The organism is Stenotrophomonas maltophilia, assembly GCF_006974125.1.
Taxonomy (GTDB): domain Bacteria; phylum Pseudomonadota; class Gammaproteobacteria; order Xanthomonadales; family Xanthomonadaceae; genus Stenotrophomonas; species Stenotrophomonas maltophilia_O.
Window position 1 is genome coordinate 779161 of sequence record NZ_CP037858.1, and the last position, 25405, is coordinate 804565.

22 protein-coding genes are annotated in these 25405 nt (G+C 65.5%); 7 read left to right on the forward strand and 15 right to left on the reverse strand.

Annotated features, from left to right (window positions below; translation table 11 throughout):
- The first annotated feature begins 53 nt into the window (after positions 1–53).
- A complete protein-coding gene (locus EZ304_RS03635; protein ID WP_142806302.1) occupies positions 54–938 on the forward strand; it encodes a LysR family transcriptional regulator in 885 nt (294 codons plus the stop codon).
- Here the strand turns inward: EZ304_RS03635 and EZ304_RS03640 are convergent.
- From EZ304_RS03640 to EZ304_RS03655, 4 genes are read right to left on the reverse strand one after another with little or no spacing between them, the layout of a single operon-like run.
- Positions 871–1692: an SGNH/GDSL hydrolase family protein gene (locus tag EZ304_RS03640; protein ID WP_142806303.1), complete on the reverse strand. Its 822-nt coding sequence runs from the start codon at positions 1690–1692 to the stop codon at positions 871–873. The two genes, EZ304_RS03635 and EZ304_RS03640, sit on opposite strands and share 68 nt — an antisense overlap.
- An 11-nt stretch (positions 1693–1703) precedes the next feature.
- Entirely contained in the window at positions 1704–3296 is a 1593-nt protein-coding gene (locus EZ304_RS03645; protein ID WP_142806304.1) for an FAD-binding protein, read from the reverse strand.
- Complete coding sequence (locus EZ304_RS03650) at positions 3296–4117, reverse strand: hypothetical protein (RefSeq protein ID WP_142806305.1); 822 nt, start codon at positions 4115–4117, stop codon at positions 3296–3298. The genes EZ304_RS03645 and EZ304_RS03650 overlap by 1 nt, the downstream gene beginning before the upstream one ends.
- A gap of 53 nt (positions 4118–4170) precedes the next feature.
- The gene (locus EZ304_RS03655) at positions 4171–5136 is read right to left on the reverse strand and encodes a DUF2268 domain-containing putative Zn-dependent protease (protein WP_142806306.1); all 966 of its coding nucleotides are present in this window, start codon (positions 5134–5136) and stop codon (positions 4171–4173) included.
- Positions 5137–5274: 138 nt separating this feature from the next.
- Between EZ304_RS03655 and EZ304_RS03660 the strand changes: the two genes are divergently transcribed.
- Positions 5275–6258 (forward strand): hypothetical protein, encoded by a 984-nt coding sequence (locus EZ304_RS03660; RefSeq protein ID WP_142806307.1) that lies wholly within the window; start codon positions 5275–5277, stop codon positions 6256–6258.
- A 13-nt stretch (positions 6259–6271) separates the two neighbouring features.
- On the opposite strand, the gene EZ304_RS03665 is transcribed toward EZ304_RS03660, so the two are convergent.
- From EZ304_RS03665 to EZ304_RS03675, 3 genes are all read right to left on the reverse strand, one after another.
- Positions 6272–6592 carry a hypothetical protein gene (locus tag EZ304_RS03665; RefSeq protein ID WP_099552353.1) on the reverse strand — a complete coding sequence of 107 codons (321 nt, stop codon included), beginning with the start codon at positions 6590–6592 and terminating at the stop codon, positions 6272–6274.
- Positions 6593–6794: 202 nt separating this feature from the next.
- Entirely contained in the window at positions 6795–9257 is a 2463-nt protein-coding gene (locus EZ304_RS03670) for a S9 family peptidase (RefSeq protein WP_142806308.1), read from the reverse strand.
- A gap of 167 nt (positions 9258–9424) precedes the next feature.
- Positions 9425–9754, reverse strand: coding sequence for a hypothetical protein (locus EZ304_RS03675; RefSeq protein WP_142806309.1), 330 nt, complete (start codon positions 9752–9754; stop codon positions 9425–9427).
- 506 nt (positions 9755–10260) lie between these two features.
- Between EZ304_RS03675 and EZ304_RS03680 the strand changes: the two genes are divergently transcribed.
- From EZ304_RS03680 to EZ304_RS03695, 4 genes are all read left to right on the forward strand, one after another.
- Positions 10261–10767, forward strand: a complete 507-nt coding sequence (locus EZ304_RS03680; protein WP_260678229.1) for a hypothetical protein — start codon at positions 10261–10263, stop codon at positions 10765–10767.
- A gap of 13 nt (positions 10768–10780) precedes the next feature.
- Positions 10781–12208 carry an XVIPCD domain-containing protein gene (locus tag EZ304_RS03685; RefSeq protein ID WP_142806311.1) on the forward strand — a complete coding sequence of 476 codons (1428 nt, stop codon included), beginning with the start codon at positions 10781–10783 and terminating at the stop codon, positions 12206–12208.
- Positions 12209–12278: 70 nt separating this feature from the next.
- Positions 12279–13055, forward strand: a complete 777-nt coding sequence (locus tag EZ304_RS03690) for a HipA family kinase (RefSeq protein WP_142806312.1) — start codon at positions 12279–12281, stop codon at positions 13053–13055.
- The gene (locus tag EZ304_RS03695; protein ID WP_019337307.1) at positions 13033–13425 is read left to right on the forward strand and encodes a DUF3037 domain-containing protein; all 393 of its coding nucleotides are present in this window, start codon (positions 13033–13035) and stop codon (positions 13423–13425) included. The genes EZ304_RS03690 and EZ304_RS03695 overlap by 23 nt, the downstream gene beginning before the upstream one ends.
- A 12-nt stretch (positions 13426–13437) precedes the next feature.
- Here EZ304_RS03695 and EZ304_RS03700 read toward each other — a convergent pair whose 3' ends face one another.
- The 4 genes from EZ304_RS03700 to EZ304_RS03715 form a co-directional block, all read right to left on the reverse strand.
- Positions 13438–13662 (reverse strand): hypothetical protein, encoded by a 225-nt coding sequence (locus tag EZ304_RS03700; RefSeq protein ID WP_142806313.1) that lies wholly within the window; start codon positions 13660–13662, stop codon positions 13438–13440.
- 62 nt (positions 13663–13724) lie between these two features.
- The gene (locus tag EZ304_RS03705; protein WP_142806314.1) at positions 13725–15155 is read right to left on the reverse strand and encodes a serine hydrolase domain-containing protein; all 1431 of its coding nucleotides are present in this window, start codon (positions 15153–15155) and stop codon (positions 13725–13727) included.
- Positions 15156–15219: 64 nt separating this feature from the next.
- On the reverse strand, positions 15220–15696 hold the full coding sequence (locus EZ304_RS03710; protein ID WP_260678230.1) for a DUF4952 domain-containing protein: 477 nt from the start codon (positions 15694–15696) through the stop codon (positions 15220–15222).
- Between the two features lie 75 nt (positions 15697–15771).
- Entirely contained in the window at positions 15772–16677 is a 906-nt protein-coding gene (locus EZ304_RS03715; protein ID WP_142806316.1) for a LysR family transcriptional regulator, read from the reverse strand.
- Positions 16678–16796: 119 nt separating this feature from the next.
- Here EZ304_RS03715 and EZ304_RS03720 point away from each other — a divergent pair, with 119 nt between their 5' ends.
- The gene (locus tag EZ304_RS03720) at positions 16797–17786 is read left to right on the forward strand and encodes a zinc-dependent alcohol dehydrogenase family protein (RefSeq protein WP_142806317.1); all 990 of its coding nucleotides are present in this window, start codon (positions 16797–16799) and stop codon (positions 17784–17786) included.
- A 43-nt stretch (positions 17787–17829) separates the two neighbouring features.
- Here EZ304_RS03720 and EZ304_RS03725 read toward each other — a convergent pair whose 3' ends face one another.
- The 4 genes from EZ304_RS03725 to EZ304_RS03740 all read right to left on the reverse strand — a co-directional run bounded on the left by EZ304_RS03725 (position 17830) and on the right by EZ304_RS03740 (position 25286).
- A complete protein-coding gene (locus tag EZ304_RS03725) occupies positions 17830–20358 on the reverse strand; it encodes a membrane-bound PQQ-dependent dehydrogenase, glucose/quinate/shikimate family (RefSeq protein WP_142806318.1) in 2529 nt (842 codons plus the stop codon).
- A 130-nt stretch (positions 20359–20488) separates the two neighbouring features.
- The gene (gene gyrA / locus EZ304_RS03730) at positions 20489–23209 is read right to left on the reverse strand and encodes a DNA gyrase subunit A (protein ID WP_142806319.1); all 2721 of its coding nucleotides are present in this window, start codon (positions 23207–23209) and stop codon (positions 20489–20491) included.
- A 236-nt stretch (positions 23210–23445) separates the two neighbouring features.
- The gene (gene mtnA, locus EZ304_RS03735) at positions 23446–24510 is read right to left on the reverse strand and encodes an S-methyl-5-thioribose-1-phosphate isomerase (protein ID WP_142806320.1); all 1065 of its coding nucleotides are present in this window, start codon (positions 24508–24510) and stop codon (positions 23446–23448) included.
- Positions 24511–24557: 47 nt separating this feature from the next.
- On the reverse strand, positions 24558–25286 hold the full coding sequence (locus EZ304_RS03740; RefSeq protein ID WP_142806321.1) for a DUF3011 domain-containing protein: 729 nt from the start codon (positions 25284–25286) through the stop codon (positions 24558–24560).
- Positions 25287–25405: the final 119 nt, after the last annotated feature.

Here is a 25405-nt window from a genome sequence, read left to right on the forward strand (position 1 = left end):
ATAAGAACAAACGATAGATTCAGCCGACAATTGAACAGCTCTCCTTATCAGCAATGCTCAAGCACTGGCCACCGCTGAACGCGCTGCGAGGTTTCGAGGCCGCCGCCCGCCTGGGTAGCTTCCACAGGGCGGCTGAGGAACTGCACCTGACCCAATCGGCCATCAGCCAGCAGATCCGTGGCCTGGAGGCCTCGCTGCAGCAACCGTTGTTCTTCCGGCAGGGCCGCAGCGTCACCCTCACCGACGCCGGCATCGACCTGCTGGAAACCACGCAGGCGCTGCTGCGGCAGCTGGCCAGTGGTATCCGCCGGCTCGATCAGTACCGCAAACCGAATCAACTGATCGTCAACACCACCCCGGCCTTCGCCCGCCATTGGCTGGTGCCGCGCCTGGCCAGCTTCCACCGCCTGCACCCCGACGCCGACCTGTGGCTGCTGACCAGCGAGGACGCGCCGGACATGACCACGCAGACGCTGGACGTGGCGGTACGCGACGACCTGGACTCACAGGCCCAGTGCCAGCACCGCGTGCTGCTGCAGGATCGCCTCTTCCCGGCCTGCCATCCCGACCTGCTGGCCACGCCCATGCATGAGCGCCTGACCCTGCATGGCGAGCGCGAGATGGACTGGAGCCAATGGCAGGTCCAAGGCGGCGTCGATGTCGGTCAGCGCCGCGAAGGCATGAATTTCTCCGAGCCCGGGCAGCTGCTGGATGCCGCATGCCAGGGTCTCGGCATCGCGCTGGTCAGCGAACTGCTTGCCGCTCGTGCTTGCGATCAGGGCCTGCTGCAGCCGCTGGATGAGGCACGCGTGCGCGGCCCGCGCTGGAGCTGGCTGGTCCACCAGGACAGCGCTGCCGATCCGCTGGTGATCAGTTTCTGCGACTGGCTGCTGGCGAGCCTTCCCGCTGCAGCTTCCTCCGCTCCAGCGCGCGCTTGACCGCCGCCTCGGCCAGCGGCGCCATCACCGCATAGCCCTTCGCGGTGGGATGCACGCCGTCCTCGGCCAACTGCGGATCGAGGCCGCCGGCGGCATTGACCATCGGCGTGTAGTAGTCCAGATAGACCAGCTGCTTCGCCTCGGCGTAGCGCTTCAAGGCCGTATTCAATGCGCGCACCTTCGGCGCAGGCGTGATGCCCGGCATCCACGGGTACTCGCTCACCGGCAGCACGGAGGCCAGCACCACGGCGATGCCATGTGCACGGGCCAGCTCAACCATCGCGTGCAGGTTGTCTTCGATCATCCCCTGCGTAGATGGGCCGGTATTGCCGGCGATGTCGTTGGTGCCGGCCAGGATCACCACCACCTGCGGCTTGAGCGCCAGCACGTCCTGGGAAAACCGCACCAGCATCTGTGCCGTGGTCTGGCCGCTGATGCCACGATTGAGCCACCCCTTGCCGGGGAAGAATCCAGCGCTTCCTTCCCTGCCCCAGCCTTCGGTGATGGAATCGCCGAAGAACACTACGCGTGGCTGCCCGGATACTGTGGCAGGCAACTGTGCGTTGGCACCGCGATAGCGCTGCAGCTGCCCGAAATCCGCAACGGTTCGCTGCAGGTACTGCAGTTCGTCCTGGCTGAGTTGCTCGACGGGCGTGGCCAGCAGTCCCGATACCGCTGGAACCTCACCCGCCTCCACACTTGTGCAGACAACAAGCAAGCCGAACAGAAGGCTGCAACGCGTTGCACTTCGCATGTTTTTTTCCTTCAAAGTAGTGGCGGCCGGATCGGCAGGGGAACACGTCCGAGGCCCGCCCGCCCTGTATCCCGGCCGGACAGACCGACCCGGTGGGGAAACGCGTTTTCGGTATCCGTCTTCAATCCACCCCGGACGATGATCAGATCAAATGTCTTGGGGCCGGAGGCGAACTGCAGCGTACCGCCTCGCGGTCCTGGGGGGGTGCCATTGACACTGAATTGATTCACCGGCCCAGACCTGAGAATCAAGCGGGGCCGGTTGCCAGCGGCTTCGCGCCTCAGTATGCGACGGAGCAGGATCAGCAGGAACCTGTTCAATGCGTACGCCTTGCTGAAGTGCCCAGAATGGGTAATCAGCATCACTTCCTCGACATCGTCGCGGAGCTTATCCAGTACGGCCGTGGTCACTTTCCCGCCGACATCGCCAGAATTCAGCAGCTTCCTGGCGACAAGGGCAAAGCGCCTGTCCAGACGTTTGTAGATCGTCGGCGAGGAACTCCAGGTGGCTGCCATCGTCGCATGCATGTCCGCCGTTGCCAGCTCGCGCATTGCCTGGCTGATTTCGACTGACCCGCCCACCGCAGCATCCTTGACGATTTCGTCCCATGCCTCAAGCGGATGAGCAACCTTCAACAGGCAGCGCAGTGCATCCTGCAGAGCGCCGTCGCCGGAACCCAGGATGGCCACCCGTGGACGCCAGTGCTCGTTCCCCGCAGGAGGCGTGAACCCCAGACGAGGCTTCATGACCTCGTCGCAGTCCCAGAATCCCGTATTCGAGTAGGCCGGTGGGCACTCCAGGCCCTCGGCATACTGGTTCTTCTCTTTCGCGTAGCCCATGGCGTAAATCACGAAGCGGAAGTGGTGCGCCTCGGTGTTCGATGCGGCGGTGATATACAGGGCAGGCAACGGGCGCGCTTTCAGTGGAATCGCATGAACACTCGCCGGCCCGATTGTCATCTGCTTCAAACCTTCCTTTGACCGCTGCTCAAGCGTTGCTCCCCTGATGAAACAGGAATCACTCCGGATGTGAGATTGCGAACCCCAGTTCGCCGCATGCTGGATCCAGCCAGCCACCGTGGTTGCGTAGGCTGTATCGATCGCGCTGCCTACAGCTGCCGCCGGCAGGGGCTCATCCATATGAATCTGCAGCCCCACGCCCGCAGCGCCAAACGCGACTGACCGCAGCGGGTAACGGTGGTCGGCATGATTGCTGTGCGGCCATTCGTACATGGCCGCACTGACATATCTGGCGGCGGGTGAACGCAGTACTCCGCCCACGCCAGCCTGTGAGTCGGTGTCCATGAGAACGAAGCGCAACTCGAGCCGTTCGGCCTCAAGCGCCGCGGCCAGGCCCGCTGCCCCGGCACCGCAGATGAGCAGGTCGAAGGACGGACCGGGATCTGTCTTCACTGCATCGGCGCCGACCGCACCCAGGGCGTGAAGCTGCTGGATCAGCATCTGCGCCCGCACGATCTGGTCGCGGATGCTGATGTTGGAGAACCGATAGCTCAGGTCGAACTGTCGCGGCGCGATCTTCAGCGCAAGCAGGGTCAGCACATCCAGTGCGTCGTCAGGTGCGGAAACAGGGATGACGGCGCTCATCACAGGTTCTCCAGAATATCGGCCAACAACTGCGGATCGGCTGAAAACAGAACCGGGTGACCAAGCACTTCCATCACGCCGCCACGCCCCGGCCCTGGTCCATCGCGATCATCGGGGCCTCGTGGTCCTTCACCGTCTCCTCCGTCTCCGGAACCACCGTGGCGACCGCGACCGTCATTCGCCACAGCACCCGGTGGCTCGTTGCGATGCCGCGGCCATGCGTCATCGTCATCGTAGGAGATGTCGCCCCAGTAGGCATCCCGCGCCTCGACGCCATCAAGCGGTGGAACGCGTCCCTCTGGGTCCACGATTGAATCCATTACATCGTGCATCCACGCGCCGAAAGGCCACCGGTGCGGTTCGCGATCAACTTCACCATAGGGATCTTTGTCGCCAAACAACTCAATCAGGCTACGGACAAGTACGTCACGCCGGCCGCTGAAAAGCTCGGTTACACCGTCCAAACCCACATGGACCAGGACCACCCGTGTGTCTTCCGGCACAAGACCAGACATCTGTTCACGGCGCATCGACCCGAGCATTTGGCGCAGGTATCCATCTTCATGATCCAGCACCACGCGAACACTGCAGCGCACGGGGCCGTCGTGCCATACATACGTGTTTTTCAGGTAGCCGCCCTGATCCACGCCGTACAACCGCGACAGGAAAATCCGTGCAAGCGCACGGAACTGGGAAGGGGAGAATCGCCCCTTCACTGGATCTGAAGGGTGCCACCGATAGGGGAATCCGCGCCTCCGCGGGCCCAACAGGCGAAGCAGGTCCTCCACGAATGGATTTTCGTTTGGATCAAATCTGTGCACGTCCGTGCTCCTTCCGCGTTGCTGCGATCATGGTTTCGTTCGTGTCTAACAGCTCAGCGTGCAGCCGTACGCGCCGCCACACCGGTCACCTTCGCCGGCATCCACATGCCCGGCGACCAGCCGCTGGCCGCCAGGATCGTCTTCGGATTGTCCTGCTGGATCAGCGCACGCACTGCGTCACGCTTGTCCTTGGCCTGCAGGTAGTAGGCCTTGGCGATGCGGTAGCCCACCCAGTACCCCAGGTCGTAGGGCTCCGGCGAGCCCGGCTTGTAGTTGTACAGCCAGGGCGACAGATCGGTACTGTCCAGATCCAGCGCGAACGCGCTTTCGATATGCACTTCCCTGCCACGGGTCCAGGCGGCGTGGCGCCCGTTGCCGACGTTGCCGGAAATCAGTTCGGTGATGAATTCGGCGATGCCTTCGCCCAACGACACGCGCAGCACTGTCGCGCGCGGGTCACCCGGCTCGAAGTCGGTCAGGCCGGTCTGCTGGATGTGCACGTATTCGTGTGCGATCACATGCACGAAGCGATCCTGCACATTGGCATTCATGAAGTCGGCCGCGCACAACGCTTCCAGGCCGATGATCACCCCGCTCTTCGAGGTCAGCCCCACTGGGCGGCCGCGGCCCACCGCGATGGTCACCGGCGGGAACCGGGTCTGCGGGTAGATCGCCTGCAGGTTGGCGAACACCTGTACCAGCCGTTGCTTCACCGCCGGCAGCTCGGCCAGGCAGTTCCGGCCCTGCGCGTACAGCTCCGGCTGGCTGGCGATGGACTCGGCAATGCGCTCCGCGGTGACCCGGCGCGCCTTGGCCAGCTCCGCCAGGCCAGCCGAGCCTTCGGCCATGTAGCCACGCAACTGCGCAACACTGGGTTTGCCGCCGGCGCTGTCGTAAAGCGCATAGAAACGACTGACATCCTCGGTGAGGATCTGCGGCCCTGCCGGTACCGCTGCGGTGGCCACGCCTACCGCCCCGGCACAGGCCAGGGCCAACAGGCCGCGCAGGATCATGAACATCGCTCCGTCCTTGGTGGAGTGCATGCGAAGCGCGCAATCTATCACTCCGCCCGGCCCACTGCAGCAGGCGGATGCGGGCGCCCCGGCGCTGTGCCAGACTCGCTTCGGCACCTGCCATGGAAGATGGAGCACCGCACGATGATGATCGTTCCCGCGTACTGGGCCGAAGCCCGCCTGCAGGCCCGTTTCCGCGGCCGGCCGGTGGTCGTGCGCCGCTTCGGCTGGTCAGACGAGGGCCCTGCCGAGGCCCAGGGTCACGCCGACCGGCGTGCCAACGAAGCACTCAATGCCATCCTTGCCGGGCAGGCGCTGCCGCGCCGCGAAGTACGCAGCAATTACGGCGTGGAGGGCGTGCCGATCCGCGAGCAGATCGTGCAGCGCGACGGCGATGTCATCATCACCCGCAACAGTTACGGGGCACTGTGCCTGAACTCCCCGGACGTGCTGTTCGCCGACATCGACCATGCGCAGCCGCCTGCAGGTTGCGTGATGCCTGCGATCATCGCTGCAGCGCTGCTGTTCGCTGGCGCCATCATCGGCACCCTGCTCTGGCACTGGCTGGTGGGACTGGTCCTGGGTGTGGCGGCCGTGGTGCTGGTGAACACCGCGATGCTGATGCAGCGCAAGCGACGCCTGGCCGCGGCCGGCGGCGCCGAAGGCGTGGCCCTGCAGCGGGTCGCGGCCTTCAGCGAACAGCACCCGGACTGGCATCTGCGCGCCTACCGCACGCCGGCCGGACTGCGCGTGCTGGCCATGCATGCCACCTTCTCACCCGAGGACGAGCAGCTGCAGGCGTTCTTCAAGGCACTGGGCACCGACGCCCTGTACGCGCGCATGTGCCGGTTGCAGCACTGCTTCCGTGCACGACTGACACCGAAACCGTGGCGCGTCGGCCTGAAATACCGCATCCGCCCACCGGTGGCGGCGTGGTCAGCCGAACAAGCCAACAACCCGGACCGCCTGGCCTGGATTGCCGAGTACGAAAAAAAGAGTGCTGGCTTTGCCGCCTGCGCTTATCTGCGCAGTTTCGGTGATACCACGCGCATCCATGCCAAGGCCGAGCACGTGCGCGAACTGCACGACCGGTTGGCACACGTGCAGGGGCGCCTGCCGCTGGCGTGAGGATGGCAGGCCTTCAGTCAGCGCCCTGCACGAAGGGCTGGCCTGCCAGGGTAGTGCCCAGCCGCACGGCAACCTGCTGTTCGCCCTTCTCGAAGGTCGTCGCGCACTGCTTCCCGCCCTTCTGGCACCCCACTTCCGGAAAGCCCTCCAGTGATTCCGGCGCGCCCTCCACCGGCTTCACCTGCCAACCGGCCGCGTCCAGCAGGCGCTTGGCCTTGGCGTAGGGCATGCCGGCGATGATCCCCAGCTGCGCCAGTTCGGCGGGCAGCGGCTGAGCACCCGCAGTTGAGACCAGGAACAACGACAACGTTGCAGCAAGAAGGATGGCTTTCATTGCACCGACCCGGGACGGACTTACAGGTTCAGCCTAGACCATTTGCATGGCACGCGAATGTGCCGGTAACACGTCGTTACCGAGTCTCCACAGTTGATTGCAGAGCACTTGCAGCTGTTTACAGGCGAACGGGCAGCCGAGCCTAGGCTCGGCGCTGCAGCAGGATGCAGGAAGGCCACCCGGAGGTGGCCTTCCTGTTCCCTTACCTGGCGTTCTTCACATAGGTGTCGAACCAGTTCAGCATTTCCGATACCAGCTGCTCGTTCGACTCCAGCGCGGTGTACCAGTGCGGCTCGTTCGGCAGCATCACCAGGCGGGTGGTGCCGCCGTTGCCACGGATCGCCTGGTACAGCTTGCGCGACTGGAACGGCTCGGTGCCCGGATTGGCGTCGTCCTCACCGTGAACCAGCAGCAGCGGCAGCTTGATCTTGTCGGCGTAGAAGAACGGCGAGGCCTTCAGGTACACGTCCTGCGCCTGCCACACCGAGCGGCGTTCGTTCTGGAAGCCGAACGGGGTGAAGGTCTTGTTGTACGAACCACTGGTCGCCACGCCGGCCTTGAACAGCGTGGTGTGCGCGATCAGGTTGGCGGTCATCAGGCCGCCGTGGCTGTGGCCTGTCACGCCGATGCGGTTGCGGTCGACCACGCCCATGTCCACGGCCTTGTCCACCGCCGCCTTGGCGTCGGCTTCCAGCTGCTCCAGGTAGGTGTCGTACGCGTTCTTCGGGTCACCCACGATCGGGAACGAGGCGTTGTCGATGATCGCGTAGCCGGCCAGCAGCATCAGGCGGTACGGCTGCAGGCGGGTGAAGGTCTGCTGCGAACCGGACACTTGGCCGGCCTGAGCGGCGTTGGCGAAGTCGGCCGGGTACGCATACAGGATCGCCGGCACGCGCTGGCCTTCCTTGTAGCCCGGCGGCGTGTACAGAGTGAACGACAGGTCCACGCCGTCGGCGCGCTTGTAGGTCACCAGCTGCTTCTTGATCTGGCGCACTTCCGGGGTCGGGTCGACCAGCTTGGTCAGCGCGGTCGCGGTGGAGGCGAACTGTGCCTCGCCGGTCTTCGCATCGGCCACTGCCTCACCCTGCTGGCGGATGAAGGCATTCGGCGGATCGATGACCGACTGGTGCCAGGTCAGGTAGCGCCCCGGCGTGCTGCTGAAACCGAGGAACTGTTCGTAGGCGTCGGCACTGCTGCGGAACAGGCGCTCGCTCTTCAGCGTGCCCAGGTCCAGGCGGTCCAGGAACGGACGGTCGCCCTGCGGCGACGCGCCACGGCCGCTGAGGAACACATGGTTGCCCTCACGGCGCACGACCTGCGCGCCATTCGGAAGGCGGGTGAAGACCAGGTTGCCGGGGTTGCCGTACAGCTCATCGCTGGACATGTCCCAGAGCAGGCGGCCTTCCTTCTTCGGCTGGTCCACATCGACGATGCGGGTCTGCATCCAGTGGCGGTTCTCGTCGTTCTCGTACTGGAACGCCACGGCCGGATCGGCGGTCCACGCAAAACCTTCAAAGCGCTGCATGGTGCGGGTGATTTCGGTCGGCTTGCCGTTGAACGGTGCCTTCAGCATCAGCACGCGGTCGCGATGCGGCACGCTCACCTTCCAGTCACCCTTGTCCAGCGCTTCGGCATAGACCAGGGTCGCCGGATCGGTGGCACGCCAGTCGAAACCGCGCGGGCCTTCCGGTACGCCGTGCACCGGCACGCGGTCCGCCAGCGGCAGGCTGGCAATCGACGTGCTGCGGCCATTGCTCACGTCCAACACCGCCACGTCGTTGGCGAAGCGCTGGTAGGTCACCGCATGCGAGTACGGCGCCTTGATCGATTCGGTCAGCACGTGCACGCCATCGGGCGCGGCGCTGACTTCGTTGAACAGCGCCGGCTGCCCGACCGGACGCACGCTGTTGGCGGCGGTATCGACCACGGCCAGCTGCGAAGCGCCGTAATAGGCGAACAGCTTCTCGTCATGCACGCTGGTCAGGGTGTCGCGGGCTTCGTAGGTGCTGCTCTCGCCACTGCTGCCCAGCGACTCCTGCGCATCCGGACCGGTCGGCACGCCACCGTTGGACGGCGCCGGGCCCTGATTGGCCGGCACCAGCTTCACCAGCAGGTTCTGGCTGCCGCCCAGCCACTGCACGGTGTAACCGAAGATCGGGTTCAGCTGCACGTTCGGCACCTGCTTCACCTGGCCGGTGGCGGCATCGCCCACCCACAGCTGCACGCTGGTATCGACTGCGTTCTGGAAGGCGAAGTGGCTGCCATCGGCCGACCACAGCGCGCCGGTGGCGCAGCCCTGCGGCAGGTTGACCTTGGTCTCCTTGCCGCTGCCGATGTCGACCAGGGTGAAGTCGGCCACGCAGGCCGGAATACCGTAGCCCCCGGGGGTGTCATGGCGGCTGCGGTTCTTCGGCTCCAGGCGCACGCCGGCCAGCTTCAGGTACGGCTGGGCAACGCGGCTGATCGACGGATAGGTCTGCGCAGTGGTCAGCAGCAGGCGCTGGCCGCCCGGGGCCACGTTCGGCGCCGGCGGTGGCGGTGCCTTCAGCACCTTGAGCAGGTGTTCCGGCGGCTTCGCGTAATCGGCAAGGGCCGGGCCAGCGGCCAACAGGCCGACGGTGGCAACGGCAATGGCCGCCGCCAGAGAGGTTCGACGGATGAGCATCCTTATCCCCTGGGGTGTGATTGGGCGCCCGAGGACGGGCAAGGGCCCGAATCTAGCACCGCAGGGGTTGTCGTGAATGGGCCGGAAGGGCTAGTGGCCGGATGGAGCAAAGTGCAGCTCCGGGAGGTGCCGGGAAATTGCCGGCACCTGCCAGGCATGGCCTGGCACTACTGCTGGGCGTGCAGGTCCCAGGTGGCCAGATAATCCGGGTCAATCACGATCATGCCGCTGTTGCGCATGCGGTACTCGCCGGGCTCGGCCGGCTGGTACTGGTCCAGCATCGGCGGCAGGTAGCGCTCATGGCCATCGTTCTCATCAGCCAGGACCACGCCTTCGTCGGCGCTGATGCGCAGCACGGTGCCGGCATATTGTTCAAGGCCCTGCACCTGACCGTCCCCCCCATAGCGGGTAACCCCGACCAGCACCAGCTTGCCGATCATTTCCTCGACCTTGGCATCATCCAGCGGTGGCAGCATGGGATTGAATTCGTCGCTCATCGGTGCACCTCCAAAGCCTGCAGGAACATCATGGACAAGGCACATTGAAAGCGGGCGTCCAGCGGAATCGCGGAGCCGGCAGACAACTGCCGAGGTCCGGATACACGATGGACACGTCTGGACAAGTGGCGCGTACGGCGGCCTCCTTGCCGGTGGAAGGCCCTATCGGGCCAGGGTCAACACCACCCGTGCTGCATGCAGGGTGAAGCGTGACGGCTACGCTGTAGCTGCATGACGGCCTCCTGTTGAAGGTCACACGCGTGTGGAACGCTCCTTGGAAACCGATGCTGCCACCGCTGAAGGAAGGACGAAGTGAAGACCACGCTTCAAGCGCGCTTAACCTCTGCTTCATCCGGATGGCCCTAGGGTCAGCCTTCAATCTGCAAGGAACGCACATGCCCCGGTACGCATTCATACGACCGTGGACGCTCGCATTTTCAGCGGCCGCGCTCAGCGCCTGCGCACATGCCGCCGACCGCATGCCGACTTCTCAAGGAACCGACGCCATGACCCCTGCCGTATCCGAGACCACTTCGCCCTCCCCGCTCAATGCCGAGCAACTGTTGTCGCGCCTGCTGGACCTGATCAAGGCAACGACCTCCACCCGCGAGCTCACCGTCGAACGCCTGTCCGCGGCAATGCAGGCGCCAGCGCAGACCTTCGGCCCCGGCCACTTCGGCTATGGCGGCACGCTGACGCCGGAGTGGGGCTATGGCCTGGAAGTGCGGCAGGCCGGCACCGCCGACGCGCGGCTCGACCTGAACTTCATGGACACCAGCAGCGATCGCAAGGCCTCGGCTGCGGCGATCTGCCAGGTCGACTTCAACCACTTCGCCTCGGCACTGGATGCCGCCGGCTTCAAGCGCGAGACGGTGCGCGGCGAACACGGACGGGTGATCTACGACCGCTTCGATCGACCGCAGCTGAGCATCAAGGTCGACACGATGCCCGAGAACCCCCACGCCCTCGGCGACGCCACGCATGCCTGCGTGCGTCTTGTCACCGTGCAGTAAGGGGAGCCATCAAATGACGATCCTCTCCGCAGAAACGGAACGCCTGCTGGGCGAGTTCGCCGGCAGGACCGACGTCACCAGCGACCAGGTCGACAACCTGCGCAGCGTCATCGCGGGCTCGCCGGTGCTGGCAAAGCAGGTGGACGCCGCCATCGCGGCAGGCCATCTGGAACGCTTCGAACTGTTGCCCGCCACAAGCAATGCGGGTGGCACCTACGAGACCAGCACGAAATCCATCAACCTGCCCGCCAGCAGCTTGTCGACCCCGGCGGCACCGGACAGGTTCGACGCCGCCGAGGTTGCCTTTGTGCTCGGTCACGAGATCCAGCACGGCTTCAACGATGCTGATGTCGAGCGAGCCTACGTGCAGTTCGATGCCGACGTGGAGCAGATCGCAGGCCGTACCACCAGCCATGATTACACCGAGGCCATCGGCACGCTGCTCGCGGCCAACCGCCGCGATGAGGCCTCTTCGAACATCGCGGGCTGGAATGCGCTGGTCAGCCAGGTACGTGCCAACAATCCGGACGCTACCCTGCGCGACCTGTATGAAGCCAGCACCCGCTCGACAGACGTCATCCAGTCGCGACCCGGCCCGCCGATCACCTATGCCCCGCACCCGGAGCTGACCCTCAATGCGGACCTGACCATCTCCCCCACCGCAGCCAACATCGAGGGAATGGCCAGGCACTATTACGATCAGGGCGTCAGCACCGGCCTGGGCCATCATGGGAATTCGGACTACCAGAATTTCTACGGCGCCCAGGCGATCGAACTGGCCAGCGGATACGAGGCCGCGAATCCAGCGCCCGACGGCGTCAGCCGGATGGAAGTGAACATGAAGAAGCTGGGCCTGGACGAGCGCCTGCTGGAGCAGAACGGGCTCAACCTCGGCGAGGGCTCGCCCCCGCGCCAGCCCTACTTCGACACCAGCACCTCGCCGTCGACGCTGCATTACTTCGACCACACCGAAGGCACGCATGCACATGTCCCCATCACCGCACAGCCGGCCTCCGCAGGTGATGCAATGGCGTTGCCGATTGCGGAAGGCCGTGACCGTACCCTGCACGAGCAGATCCGCGACAAGGTAGCGGCGCTGGATGCTGCCAACGGACGCAGTTTCGATGCGTCCAGCGAGCGCCTGAGCGCCAGCCTGCTGGTGCTGGCCCGCGAAAACGGGCTGGACCGGGTCGACCATGTGGTGCTCAGCCGCCAGACCGATGGTGCGGGCGCGGCGCAGAGCATCTTCGTGGTGAAGGGGCCGCTGGATGATCCGGCCTCGCTGCGCGCGTCATCGCCCACCGCCGAGGCTGTGCAACGCCCCGTACAGGACAGCCTGGATACGCTTGCCGTGGTCAACCAGCGGCAGGCCGATCAGGCCTTGCAGGAGCAGATCCGCACGCAGGTGCAGGAACAGCAGCGCGGTGCGCTGGCTCACTGACGGTGAACGACATGGAGCCGCCGGGGCGCTCCCGGCGCTCCCTTGGCGGCACCCACGCTAGAATGCGCGCATGCGCACCGTACATGCCCTCCGCTACATAACCCCCTTGCGGGAAGGTGGCTCCCTGCCGGCCGTGGTCGAGACCGACGACGACGGCATGGTCGTGCTGAAGTTCCGCGGCGCCGGCCAGGGCCCGAAGGCCTTGATCGCCGAGCTGATCGCCGGCGAAATGGCGCGCACCCTGGGCCTGCCGATTCCGGAGATCCTGTTCGTGGAACTGGACCGCGAGTTCGCCCGCACCGAACCGGACCCGGAAATCCAGGAGCTGATCCGCGCCAGCGAGGGCCTGAACCTGGGCCTGGACTACCTGCCCGGCGCGATCAACTACGACCCGGCAGCGATGCCGGTGGATGCGGACCTGGCCTCGCGCATCGTCTGGTTCGATGCATTCACCAGCAATGTCGATCGCACCACGCGCAACCCCAACCTGATGGTGTGGCACCGCAAGCTGTACCTGATCGACCACGGCGCGGCGATGTATTTCCACCACGACTGGGCCAACGCTGGCGATGCCTGCGAAAAGCCGTTCGTGCTGATCCGCGACCATGTGCTGCTGTCGTTCGCCAGCCGTATCGCCGAGGTGGATGCCGAGCTGGCCGCGCGCCTGACCGATGCCGAGATCGAGCGCATCGTCGGCCTGGTGCCGGACAGCTGGCTGGTCAACGAGCCGGCATTCGACAGTCCGCAGGCCTATCGCCAAGGCTATATCGACTATCTCAAGCATCGCCTGAAAGTGCGTGCGGTGTTCGTGCAGGAGGCCATCCGTGCCCACGCTGCACACGTATGACTACGCGGTCATCCGCGTGGTACCGCGGGTGGAACGCGAGGAATTCATCAACGTCGGGGTGATCGTCTCCTGTCCTGGCGCGCGTCACCTGGAGGCGGCCATCGAGATCGATCCTGCGCGCCTGCGGGCCTTCGCGCCGGCGCTGGACCAGGAGGCGCTGCAGCCGTGGCTGGATGCGATCGTGGCCATCTGCCGCGGCGACGCCAGCGCCGGACCAATCGCGCAACTGCCCGCACGTGCCCGCTTCCACTTCCTTACCGCAAAGCGCAGCTCGGTCGTGCAGATGTCGAGCACGCATGTGGGCCGCACGGCCGACCCGGCGGGTGTGGTGGAACACTTGATGACGAAGATGGTGCGGGTGCCGCGCTGATGCGCCGGCCTCTCACTTCCTGGCGCGCGCCCTGTGCCAGGCAATGAGTGCACAGGCTACCGCAGCGGCAATCAACACCCACCCGGCTGCCGCCTGTCCATGCAGGTAGCCTCGCGCATACGCCGCACTGGTACCTTCGCTGGCCATCGCCGGGACACCCTTGAGTATCACGTGCACCCCGCGCAGCAGGAGCACCATGCTGGCGACCAGACATACCACGGGAAGCAATCGGTTCATGGCCCGATTCTGGTCCGCCACCTGCCCCAGCGTCAACATCGCTGCAGCACAGTCGCTCGGGCCTACAGCGGCACTCTTCGCGCGATGTAGTTGACCACGTTGCCGATCGCATCCGGATCGACATTGGCCAGGCCAACAATCACATAGCCCTGCGCGGGCAGCACCACGATAGCGCTGTTCGATCCAGGCGCACCGCCTTCGTGACCGTACTGGTGTTCCCTGCCCGCGCCCTGCACCACGAAGCCGAATCCGTACCAGCCCTTGTGGTTCTGCGCCGTGGTGGCCTGTTGCAGCAACGCAGGTGAGACCAGCTTCCCACTGCGCAAAGCCTCGGCAAACGTCACCATGTCGCTTACCGTGCTGTAGCCACCGCCGGCTGACATGCCGCGCCAGGGCAGCGACTTCGTTTCACGGACCCATTGCCCATCCTTCTTCGTGTAGGCGACGGCACGCTGCGGGACGCTCGTTGTTTCCGGCTCGAAGCCGGTGCCGGTCATACCGGCCGGGCGCAGGATGTGCATCTCCACATACGCGTAGTACGACTGCCCCGAAACCGCTTCGATGATGCGCCCCAATACGATGAAGCCATAGTTCGAATAGCTGTCCTGGCTGCCCGGCGTGAACTGCGGTGCATCCTTGGCAAAGCGTTGCACATAGTCATCCAGCGTCTTCAAGGACGCGGAATACTGCTCGAAATCGTCGCCGAAGAAATCGCCCAGGCCACTGGTATGTGACAGCAGCTGGCGTACGGTCACGCTGTTGGCGACCGCCCTGTTCGGATAGTCCGGCAGGTACTTGCCGATCGTGCCATCGAGATTGAGCCTGCCCTCCTGCACCAGCTGCAGGATGGCCGCCGCGGTGAACATTTTGTTGGAGGATGCAAGGCGGAACTGCGTATCCACGGCCACTGGAATGCCAGCGGTGCGATCGGCATTGCCACCGCGCCAGTCCAGCAGCACCTTGCCGTTCCGTGCCACCTGCAATGCACCCGACAACGCGTCCTGCGCCCGCAGCGCCTCCAGTTTTGCTGTGGCATCGGCCATCAGCGCGGGCAAAGCAACCCGTTCCGGCTTGTACTTGTCCGGCGTTTCAGTGCCCTCGATCTGGAACTGCTTCAAGTGCGACGGGTTGGCCGGGTCCATGACCGCCGTCACCCACATCACACGTTCGCTCAGCTGGCCCCTCACCAGCAGCTTCGCCTGGCTGGGCGCGCTCTCGAGTGTTTCCAGCACACTCAGCGGGCCTGTGCTCTCGCGGAACTCAAGATAGTCCTTGGGAGTGCTGCCTTCCTGCTTCGCATATCTGTCGGCGAATGCCTGCAACGCCTCGAGGCTGCTTGCATTGAAGGCCGCAAGCCAGTCATCGATGGCATCCTGCGCACGTGGATGTTCGCGCTCGGAAGATGCTGCGCCAGCTGGCGGAAACGCCGATGTGGCAACCAGGACCAAACAGGCCAGCGCATTGCAGAGAAACAGGCGTCCAACAGTCTTCATGGCAATTCCTTTGCGGGTATCCCTGGGCGCATCCTAGACGATGGATCGGCCCGCCGCATCCACGCTAGGGACGCTGCCGCAACACCTCAACCGTCACGTCGAATGCTTCGATGCGTTCCCACTCGCTCCGCTCATGCGGCAGCGATTCCACACCCATCCCGATCTGGTACCTCACCGTGTCTGCACCTTCGCGCCAGCTGTACGGCGCACCATTGCTCCAGCCACAGCAGGTGTAGCGCAACATCGGCATGCCGAACGTCGCATGCAGATACGCCTCGACCCGCTCGGCACGGGCGCCTGCAACGCGGTAGTGGGCTTGCATGGGTTTGATGTAGGACGCGTCGTCCTGGCTGCAGCCCACGTACTCCAGCCCTGCCGGCTTCCGCCCCAACGCCTGCAGGAAATCCTGGCATTCGATATCAGGTCGCGCCAGGCCATCCGCGCGCCCTTGCACCTCCCACTCGGCCAACGCCTGCGCAGGTGTCTGTTGCGCAAGCGCGCTGGCGCTGGAAAAGGACGCCAGCAGCAGGACGCCGGCCACATGCTGCGGCAACGGGAGAGACATCACGGGGCGAGTCCTTCGCATGGGAACATGGGGACGCTGATCGATGCCACGCTATCGCCTTGCCATCGTCTGCTCAGTAAATCGTGCCACGCAGAAGTCCAGGAAGCTGCGCAGCTTGGGCGTCAGCTGGCGATCGCGCGGGTACACCAGGTTGATCCAGGTCGATACCGGCACATGGTCCGGGAGCACTTCCACCAGCTCACCACGCGCCAGCGCGGCGGCAAGCATTTCGTAGGGCTGCAGGATCAATCCCAGACCACCCACGGCCGCCGTCAACAGCGGCTCGGCCTGATTGACCATGAAGCGGCTGGACACCGGCACGCTCAACACGCTGCCATCGGCATCGCGGAAGCTCCAGCGGGTGCGGATGATCGAATGCGCGAAGCCCAGGCACTCGTGCCGGCTCAGGTCACTCGGGTGGGTAATCGGCGGACGCGACGCCAGGTAGGCCGGCGATGCGCACAGCACAAGCGGATACGGCCCCAATCGCCGTGCCACCAGCCCGCTGTCGGCCAGGTCACCGGTACGGAACACCAGGTCGTAGCCGTCCTCGACGATGTCCACCAGGCTGTTGGACAGGTTCAGATCGACCTGCACATCCGGGTACTGCTGCATGTAAGCCACCACTGCCGGGCCGAGCGCGTGCACGCCAAAGGTGACCGGCGCGCTGATGCGCAGGCGTCCCATCGGCCGTCCGCGCGCCACTTCCGCCAATTGCTCGGCGCCCTCCACTTCCTCCAGGATCACCCGTGCCCGTGCCAGATAGGCCTGGCCGAAGTCGGTCAGGCTCTGCTTGCGCGTGGTGCGGTTGAGCAGGCGCACGCCCAGATGCTGCTCCAGCGCCTGGATGTGCTTGCCGACCAGCTGCGGCGACAGGTCCAATGCCTCGGCAGCGGCGGCGAAAGAGCCGACCTCGGCTACCTTGGCGAAGGTCCGGAGCGGAACGATCAGGTCCATTGCAAACAATTGTTTTTCAATGAAACGCCAGATTACCCCTTATTCTGGTTGCAGACTACGCGCACAGTAGCGCTCACCCTTTCGCCGGCGCCCTCGTCGGCCCTTCCTCGGAGTCCCCCATGAGCCAGGTTGTCCGCATCCACGAATATGGCACCGCCGATGTGCTGCGCATCGACGATATCGACGTTCCCGCCCCCGCGCCTGACGAAGTCCAGATCCGGGTGAGGGCGATCGGCCTGAACCGCGCTGAGGTGATGTTCCGCAACGGCGCCTATCTGCAGGAAGCGCAGTTCCCCAGCCGGCTGGGCTACGAAGCGGCCGGCATTGTCGAAGCGGTCGGCAGTGCGGTGAGCGGCTTCGCAGCAGGCGATGCGGTCAGCGTGATACCGCCGCTGGACATCGCGCGCTGGGGCACCTACGGCGAGCTGGCCAATGTGCCGGCTCGACTGGTGGTCAAGCACCCGCAGGCGCTGGACTTTGAAACGGCTGCTGCGGTGTGGATGCAGTACGTCACCGCCTGGGGCGCGCTGCTGGAGCAGGCGCACCTGTCCGCTGGGGATTTCGTCATCATCACCGCTGCCAGCAGCAGCGTTGGCCTGGCCGCGATCCAGATCGCCAATGCGGTGGGCGCCACGCCGATCGCGGTCACCCGCGGCCCGGGCAAGCGCCAGGCCCTGCTCGATGCCGGTGCCGCCCACGTCATCGCCACCCAGGAGCAGGATCTGGTGGCCGAAGTAGCGCGCATCACCGGTGGCGCCGGCGCCCGCGTGGTGTTCGATCCGATCGGTGGCCCGCAGTTCGTTCCGCTGACCGAAGCGATGGCACGTGGCGGCATCCTGCTGGAATACGGCGCGCTGAGCAGCGAACCCACGCCGTTCCCGCTGTTCAACGTGCTGGGCAAGTCGCTGACGCTGAAGGGCTACCTGTACTCGGAAATCGTCTCCGACGATGCCGCGCTGGCGCGTGCCAAAGCCTTCATCCTCGATGGCCTGGACAAGGGCGTGCTGGCGCCGATGATCGCCAAGGTGTTCCCGTTCGCGCAGATCCAGGAAGCACACCGTTACCTGGAATCGAACGAGCAGATCGGCAAGGTGGTGGTCACGGTGTAATCCCGTGTCATGCAATGGGGGCGGCCCACCGCCCCCGTTGCGGTTACCTCGGCAACGCAAACGCCATCACGTAATCGCCGTTCGGGGTTTCCATGAAATGGTGGCCGCCGGCCATGATCACCACGTACTGGCGGCCACCCTGTTCGTACACCATCGGGTTGGCCTGCCCGCCCGCCGGCAGCTTGGCGTGCCACAGCTCCTTGCCGGTCTTCAGGTCGATCGCGCGCAGCAGATCATCAGTGGCGGCCGCAATGAAGATCAGGCCGCTGGCGGTGACTACCGAACCGCCATTGTTCGGCGTGCCGATCTCGATCGGCAGGCCGGAACGGATGCCGAACGGTCCGTTGCCGCGCGCACTGCCGAACGGGCGGTCCCACAGCAGCTTGCCGGTGCGCAGGTCGATGGCACGGATACCGCCATAGGGGGGCTGCTTGCACAGCAGGCCGGTGAACGGCAGTCGCCAGCCAGCGTTGACCTGGATGCCATACGGCGTGCCCACCTGCGGGTCGCCCGCGCCTTCGGCACCGCCTTTGTCGAACCGGATCTTCTCGCGTGGCAGCCAGCCCAACCGGTCAGCCTCGGCACGTGGCACCAGCCGGTTGTAGTTGGGCATGTCGTTGTAGTTGGCCACGATCACGCCGCGGCGCGTATCGATGGACACGCTGCCCCAGTCCGAGCCGCCGTTGTAGCCGGGGTACTCGATGGAATGGCGCTCGCTGCTCGGCGGCGTATAGAAACCCTCGTAGTACGCCTTGCGGAACTGGATGCGGCAGACCAGCTGGTCGATCGGGGTGATGCCCCACATGTCACGCTCGGTCAGGTCATGTTCGCGGCGCAGCGTGTGGTACAGCGAAAACAGCTGGGTGGGTGAACGCTGCTCGGGTTCGACGCCGCCCACCGGCACCTTGCGCTCTTCGGCGGCGGTCAGGAGCTGGCCGTTGCGGCGATCGAGGATGTACATGTCACCCTGCTTGGTCGGCAGCAGGATCGCCGGCACCTTGCCCGCCGCCGTCGGGTAGTCGATCAGGCTGGCCTGCGAACCCAGGTCGTAGTCCCACACATCCTTGCGCACCGCCTGAAAATGCCAGACCGGCTTGCCGGTGGCCACGTCGATCGCCACCAGCGAGGTCGCATAGCGATTCTGGTTCTCCGTGCGCGAGCCGCTCCAGTAGTCGGCGGCTGAATTGCCCAGCGGCAGGTAGACCAGGCCCAGCGCTTCATCACCGGTGGCGGTGGTCCACATGTTCGGCGTGCCGCGCGTATAGGTCTGCTCGCGCGGCGGCAGGCCGCTGCGCTCGGGCTGGTCCATGTCCCACGCCCAGCGCAGCTTGCCGGTGATGGCGTCGTACGCCTGGATCACGCCCGAGGGCGCATCGCGGCGCTGCCCGTCCAGCACCTGATGACCGGTCACGATCACGCCGCGCACGATGGCCGGTGGCGAGGTGATCGACACGTAACCCGGTGGCACCTCGCCCATCCCCAAGGTGATGTCGACCTGGCCGTTGTTGCCGAAGTTGGCGCAGGGATGGCCGCTGTCCGCGTCCACCGCGATGATGCGACCGTCCAGCGTGCCTTCAATGATGCGCGCCCAGCACGCCGGACGACTGCCCGGTGCAGCGCTGCGGGTGACGCTGGGCGGCGGTTCCGGCAGCGCCAGATCAGCGGCGACATCGGCCAGCACCGCATCGGCCACGGTCGGTGCGCTCGATTGTTCGTAATAACTCACACCACGACAGGCAGCGGTATAGGGAATCGAGGCATCCTTCACCTTTGGATCGAACCGCCACAGTTCCTTGCCGCTGGCAGCGTCAAGCGCGATCAGTCGGTTGCGCGCGGTGCACAGGTACAGCCGGTCGCCGATCTTCAGCGGGGTGGTTTCCGCGCCCCAGCGCTTCTTCGGCATATCGCCGGTGCGGAACTGCCAGGCCAGCTGCAACGTGGCCACATTGGCCGGGGTGATCTGCTGCAGCGGCGAATAGCGGGTGGCCGCATTGCTGCGGCCCCACGCCGGCCAGTCGCCCTCGGCGGGCTGGTCAGCCGGCTGCAGGCCCGTGGTATCGCGCGTAGGTTCCAGTCCGGCGCTGACTGCGCCTTCCGGGAACGGCAGGTGCCCGTCCACTTCACCATGCGGCGCAAAGGCCAGGCCGAAGGCGGCCACGAACACCAGCATCAGCACGCCCGCCACACTGCGCGACAAGCGCTTGGAGACCGGCTCGTGCAGGGTGGGCGCCAGCAAGGCCAGCACGATGCCAAGTGCGGTCACCAGGCCCAGCCGCGGCACCCAGCGCCAGTAGTCGCTGCCCGACTCCCACCAGGTCCACAGCAGCGTACCGGTGAACACCAGCGCATACAGCAATGCACCGCTGCGGCGGTTGCCGAACAACAGGATGCCGCTGGCCAGCAGGCCGAGCCCGGCGATGGCGTAGTACGCCGAGCCGCCAAGGCTGAGCAGCCACGCGCCGAGCCCGCCGATGACCAGGCCGAGCACGACCAGCAGCAGCGACAGCACGGTAACCAGAGGATGCCGGGCAGCGCGGACGGGAGCTGGAGCGGACGGCGGCGTGGCGGACATCGTCGATCTCCGGGGCAGCATGCGCCGTTATCCCACCGCCGACGTGAAGCGCGCGCGTATATGCCGCATCCGGATACGACGACGCCGGCACAGGGCCGGCGTCGTCGGGTACCTCAGGCTCGCAGCAGGATCACTCCTGCGCGGCGTCCTCGCTGCTGGCAGCCGCCGGGGCGCCATCGGTCGTGGCCGCGGCCGGGGCAGCGACTGCCACCTCGTCCTCGTCCTCGTCGATCGAGGCATCCATGCGCTCCACCGCCTGCAGCTTCTCGTCCTTGGACAGGCGGATCAGGGTCACGCCCTGGGTGTTGCGGCCGACGCGGCTGATTTCCGAGCCACGGGTACGCACCAGGGTGCCGCCATCGGAGATCAGCAGCACTTCGTCATCCGAACCCATCAGCACCGCGGCGACCAGCTTGCCGTTGCGCTCGGTGGTCTGGATGCCGATCACGCCCTGCGTACCACGGCCCTTGCGCGGGTAGTCCGGCAGCGGGGTGCGCTTGCCGTAGCCGTTCTCGGTGGCGGTGAGGATGTACTGCACGCTGGCGTCGTCGGCGCCGTCGATCACCGCATCGCCCGTGGCGGCAGCTTCCTCGACACCGTTGTCGTCCTCGTTCTCGTCCTCAATGCCACCGGCACTCTCGGCCACGATCAGGCTGACCACTTCCTCGCCGGCCGGCATCTTGATGCCACGCACGCCGGTGGCGGTACGGCCCATCGAGCGGACCTTGTCCTCACCGAAGCGCACGGTCTTGCCGTTGGAGGCGAACAGCAGGATGTCGCGCTCACCGTCGGTCAGGCCGACGCCGACCAGCGCATCGCCCTCGTCCAGGTTGATCGCGATCTTGCCGCGGGCCAGACGGAAGGCGAACTCACCCAGCGGGGTCTTCTTGACCGTACCGTTCTTCGTAGCGAAGAACACGAACTGGCCATCGGCGTACTCGCGCACCGGCAGCACGGCCTGCACGCGTTCACCGGGCTCCAGCGGAATCCAGTTGATGATCGGACGGCCACGAGCGTTGGAACCGGCTTCGGGCAGCTGGTAGACCGGCAGCCAGAACACCTTGCCCGAACTGGTGAAGGTCAGCAGCGTGTCGTGCGTGTTGACCAGCCACAGCTGTTCGATGAAATCCTCTTCCTTGGTCGCCGCCGCACTGCGGCCACGGCCACCACGGCGCTGCGCGCGGTAAACGCTGACCGGCTGGCGCTTCACGTAACCGGCATGCGACACAGTGACCACCACGTCTTCCGGCGCGATCAGGTCGAGGATGTCCAGGTCTTCTTCGCTGTGGCGGATCTCGGTACGACGCTCGTCGCCGAACTCGGCCTTGACGCTGACCAGCTCTTCGCGGATCACCTGCAGCAGGCGGTCGGGATCTTCCAGGATGTGGATCAGCCCGGCGATCACTTCCAGCAACTGCTTGTACTCGTCGGTCAGGCGGTCCTGCTCCAGCCCGGTCAGGCGGTGCAGGCGCATTTCCAGGATCTGGGTGGCCTGGATCTCGGTCAGCTGGTAGCCGCCCTCGATCAGGCCCACGCCCTTGGGCAGGTCTTCCGGGCGCGAGGCTTCGGCACCGGCAGCACCCAGCATGGCACCGACCAGGCCCGGCTCCCACACGCGTGCCAGCATGCGCTCGCGTGCTTCGTTCGGGTTCGGCGAGGTCTTGATCAGTTCGATCATCTCGTCGATGTTGGCCAGCGCGACGGTCAGGCCTTCCAGCACGTGGGCACGGGCGCGCGCCTTGCGCAGCTCGAACACAGTGCGGCGGGTGACCACTTCGCGACGGTGGCGGACGAACGCCTCCAGCATCTGCTTGAGGTTCATCAACTGCGGGCGGCCGTCGACCAGCGCCACCATGTTGATGCCGAACACCGATTCCATCTGCGTCTGCTGGTACAGGTTGTTCAGCACAACCTCGGCAGATTCACCGCGCTTGATCTCGATGTAGATGCGCATGCCGTCCTTGTCGGACTCATCGCGCAGCTCGCTGATGCCTTCGATCTTCTTTTCCTTGACCAGCTCGGCGATCTTCTCGATCAGACGCGCCTTGTTCACCTGGTAAGGAATTTCGGTGACGATGATCGATTCGCGGCCGTTGTCGGCCACTTCGATATCGGCCTTGGCACGGATGCGCACACGGCCGCGGCCGGTGCGATAGCCGGCGACGATGCCGGCGGTGCCATTGATGATGCCGGCAGTCGGGAAATCCGGGCCCGGGATGTACTCCATCAGGCCGTCGACGTCGATTTCCGGGTTGTCGATCAGCGCGATGCAGGCGTTGATCGATTCGCTCAGGTTGTGCGGCGGGATGTTGGTCGCCATGCCCACCGCGATACCGGCCGAACCATTGACCAGCAGGTTCGGGAACCGGGTCGGCATGACCGTCGGCTCCAGTTCCTTTTCGTCGTAGTTGGGCTGGAAATCGACGGTTTCCTTGTCGATGTCGGCCATCAGCTCATGCGCGAGGCGCGACATGCGCGCTTCGGTGTATCGCATCGCCGCGGCGGAGTCGCCATCGATGGAGCCGAAGTTACCCTGGCCATCGACCAGCATGTAGCGCAGCGAGAACGGCTGTGCCAGGCGCACCAGCGTGTCGTACACCGACTGGTCGCCATGCGGGTGGTACTTACCGATGACGTCACCGACGATACGCGCCGACTTGAAGTAGGGCTTGTTGCTGTGCGCGTTCAGTTCATTCATCGCGAACAGCACGCGGCGATGCACCGGCTTGAGGCCGTCGCGCGCATCCGGGAGCGCGCGGCCCACGATCACGCTCATGGCGTAATCGAGGTAGCTCTTGCGCATCTCGTCTTCCAGGTTGACCTGGATGATTTCCTTGGCGGTTTCTGCCATTCGGGTTCCGTTGTCTGGTAGCGGTCCAGTCCGGCGCAGCCCTCTGCGGGAGGGGGTCGCGCCGGAACCTCGATTCAACCTGTGGATACTACCACAACAGGCCGTTTTCCGCCTCCCTTTACGGGGATTTTACCTGCACAAATCAGGAACTTAGGGGGTTGCCGGCCAGCGGCCGGCACTACCGGGGCCGGGGTCGGAGCCCTTTCCTGCGGAAAGGGCTCCGACCCCGCTGTCCATCAGCCGCCGAAGGCGGCGCGCATGTTCCCGGCGGTCGGGTTCAGGATCACCCCGCGCTCGGTCACGATGGCGTCGATCAGCTCGCCCGGGGTGACGTCGAACACCGGGTTCCAGGCAGCGATGCCCTCGGCCACGGTGCGGGTGCCGCCCAAACCGTACAGCTCGCCCGGATCGCGCTGCTCGATCTCGATCTGGCTGCCGTCAACAGTCTCCATGTCCACCGTCGAGGACGGCGCCACGACCATGAACTTCACGCCGTGATGGCGCGCAGCGATGGCCAGCTGGTAGGTTCCGATCTTGTTGGCGGTATCGCCGTTGGCGCAGATGCGGTCGGCACCGACGATCACCCACTGCACAGCACCGGTCTTCATCAGGTGCGAGGCAGCCGAATCGGCGATCAGCGTGGCGTCAATGCCATCCTGCTGCAGCTCCCACACGGTCAGGCGCGCGCCCTGCAACCACGGCCGGGTTTCGCCGGCGAACACGCGGGCGATGCGATGCTGGGCCATGCCGGCACGGATCACGCCCAGCGCGGTGCCGAAGCCGGCGGTGGCCAGCGAGCCGGTGTTGCAGTGGGTCAGCACGCCGCTGCCGGCTTCGATCAGGCCTGCGCCCAGCGCGCCCATATGGCGGTTGGCGGCCAGGTCTTCCTCGGCGATGGCCTGCGCTTCCGCCTCCAGCTTCGCCTTCCAGTCAGCACCGGCGGCATTCAGGCAACGGCGCATGCGCGCCAGCGCCCAGGCCAGATTGACGGCGGTCGGACGCGAGGCGTTCAGGCGCTGCAGCGCCGGCTCCAGCTGCTGCAGGGCATGTGCACCGTCGGCGGCCTGCACTTCGCGCGCCGCCAGTACCACGCCCCAGGCGGCGGCAATGCCGATTGCCGGCGCACCACGCACGGTCAACGCGTGGATGGCCGCAGCCACTTCGTCACTGTCATGGCAGACCACATGCTCGACCACGAACGGCAGCTTGCGCTGGTCCAGCAGTTGCAGGGCATCGCCGGTCCACAGGATCGGGCGGATGTGGTCGTAACGGGCGTAGTCGATGTCGGAGGCAGTGTTCATGGGCCCATTGTAGGGCCACGCCCCCCGGGGTTGGAGCCCGCCCGGACTCAATTCACCGAGAATTCGGCGCGGCAGCCGCCGTCCACCCAGATGCCGTTGCGACTCCAGCCCCAGGTACTGCCTTCCTCGCACGGCGTGCTGGACAGCTGCTCGACGACAGCGGCACCGACCGAGATGCTGGCACCGCAGAAGCGGCGCTTCTTCGACTTCGATTCACAGGTCAGCCGGCGTGGTACGTCGACGAATCGGCCATCCTCGTCAGCCACTTCGAAGTCCCCCTGGCAACCGCGGCTGGTCCAGACTTCATTGCGCTTGTAGCCCCAGCCCTGCCCTTCGCGGCATGGCAGCGCCGACAGCTGGCGCAGCAGCCGCACTGGCGCGCCATCCAGGCGCACCGGGCAACTCTGCGGGCGGCCATTGGATTCACAACGCACCACGCGACGGACCAGGCGCTTGCCCTCGCTGGCTGCGGGCGCGGCACCTGCAGCACGGCGCGCGCGGAACTCGGCGCGGCAGCCCAGCGTGACCCACACGCCGCTGCGGTCGGTGCCCCATTCGCTGCCACGGATGCAGCTGCTGTTGGAGAGCTGGCGCACCAGGTCGATGCCGTTGCTGACATCGATATCGCAATGCACCCAGCCCATGTCGCGTGATTCACAGGTCACCACTTCACCGTCGTAGCCGGCCTGCTGGGCAGATGCCGATGACGGCAGCCAGGCACCCCAGAGCGCGATGGAGTACACCGGTGCAGCGACAACCGCAAACCACTTGACCAAAGCCTTCCCCAGCAGGAATGGATGAACTGCGTGCCAGTGTCCGGCATCTGCCGTGATAAGAGCATCATCCTGCTTACCGAAGCAAGCGCGGAAACACGGAATTCCGTTCAGTCTTCGAC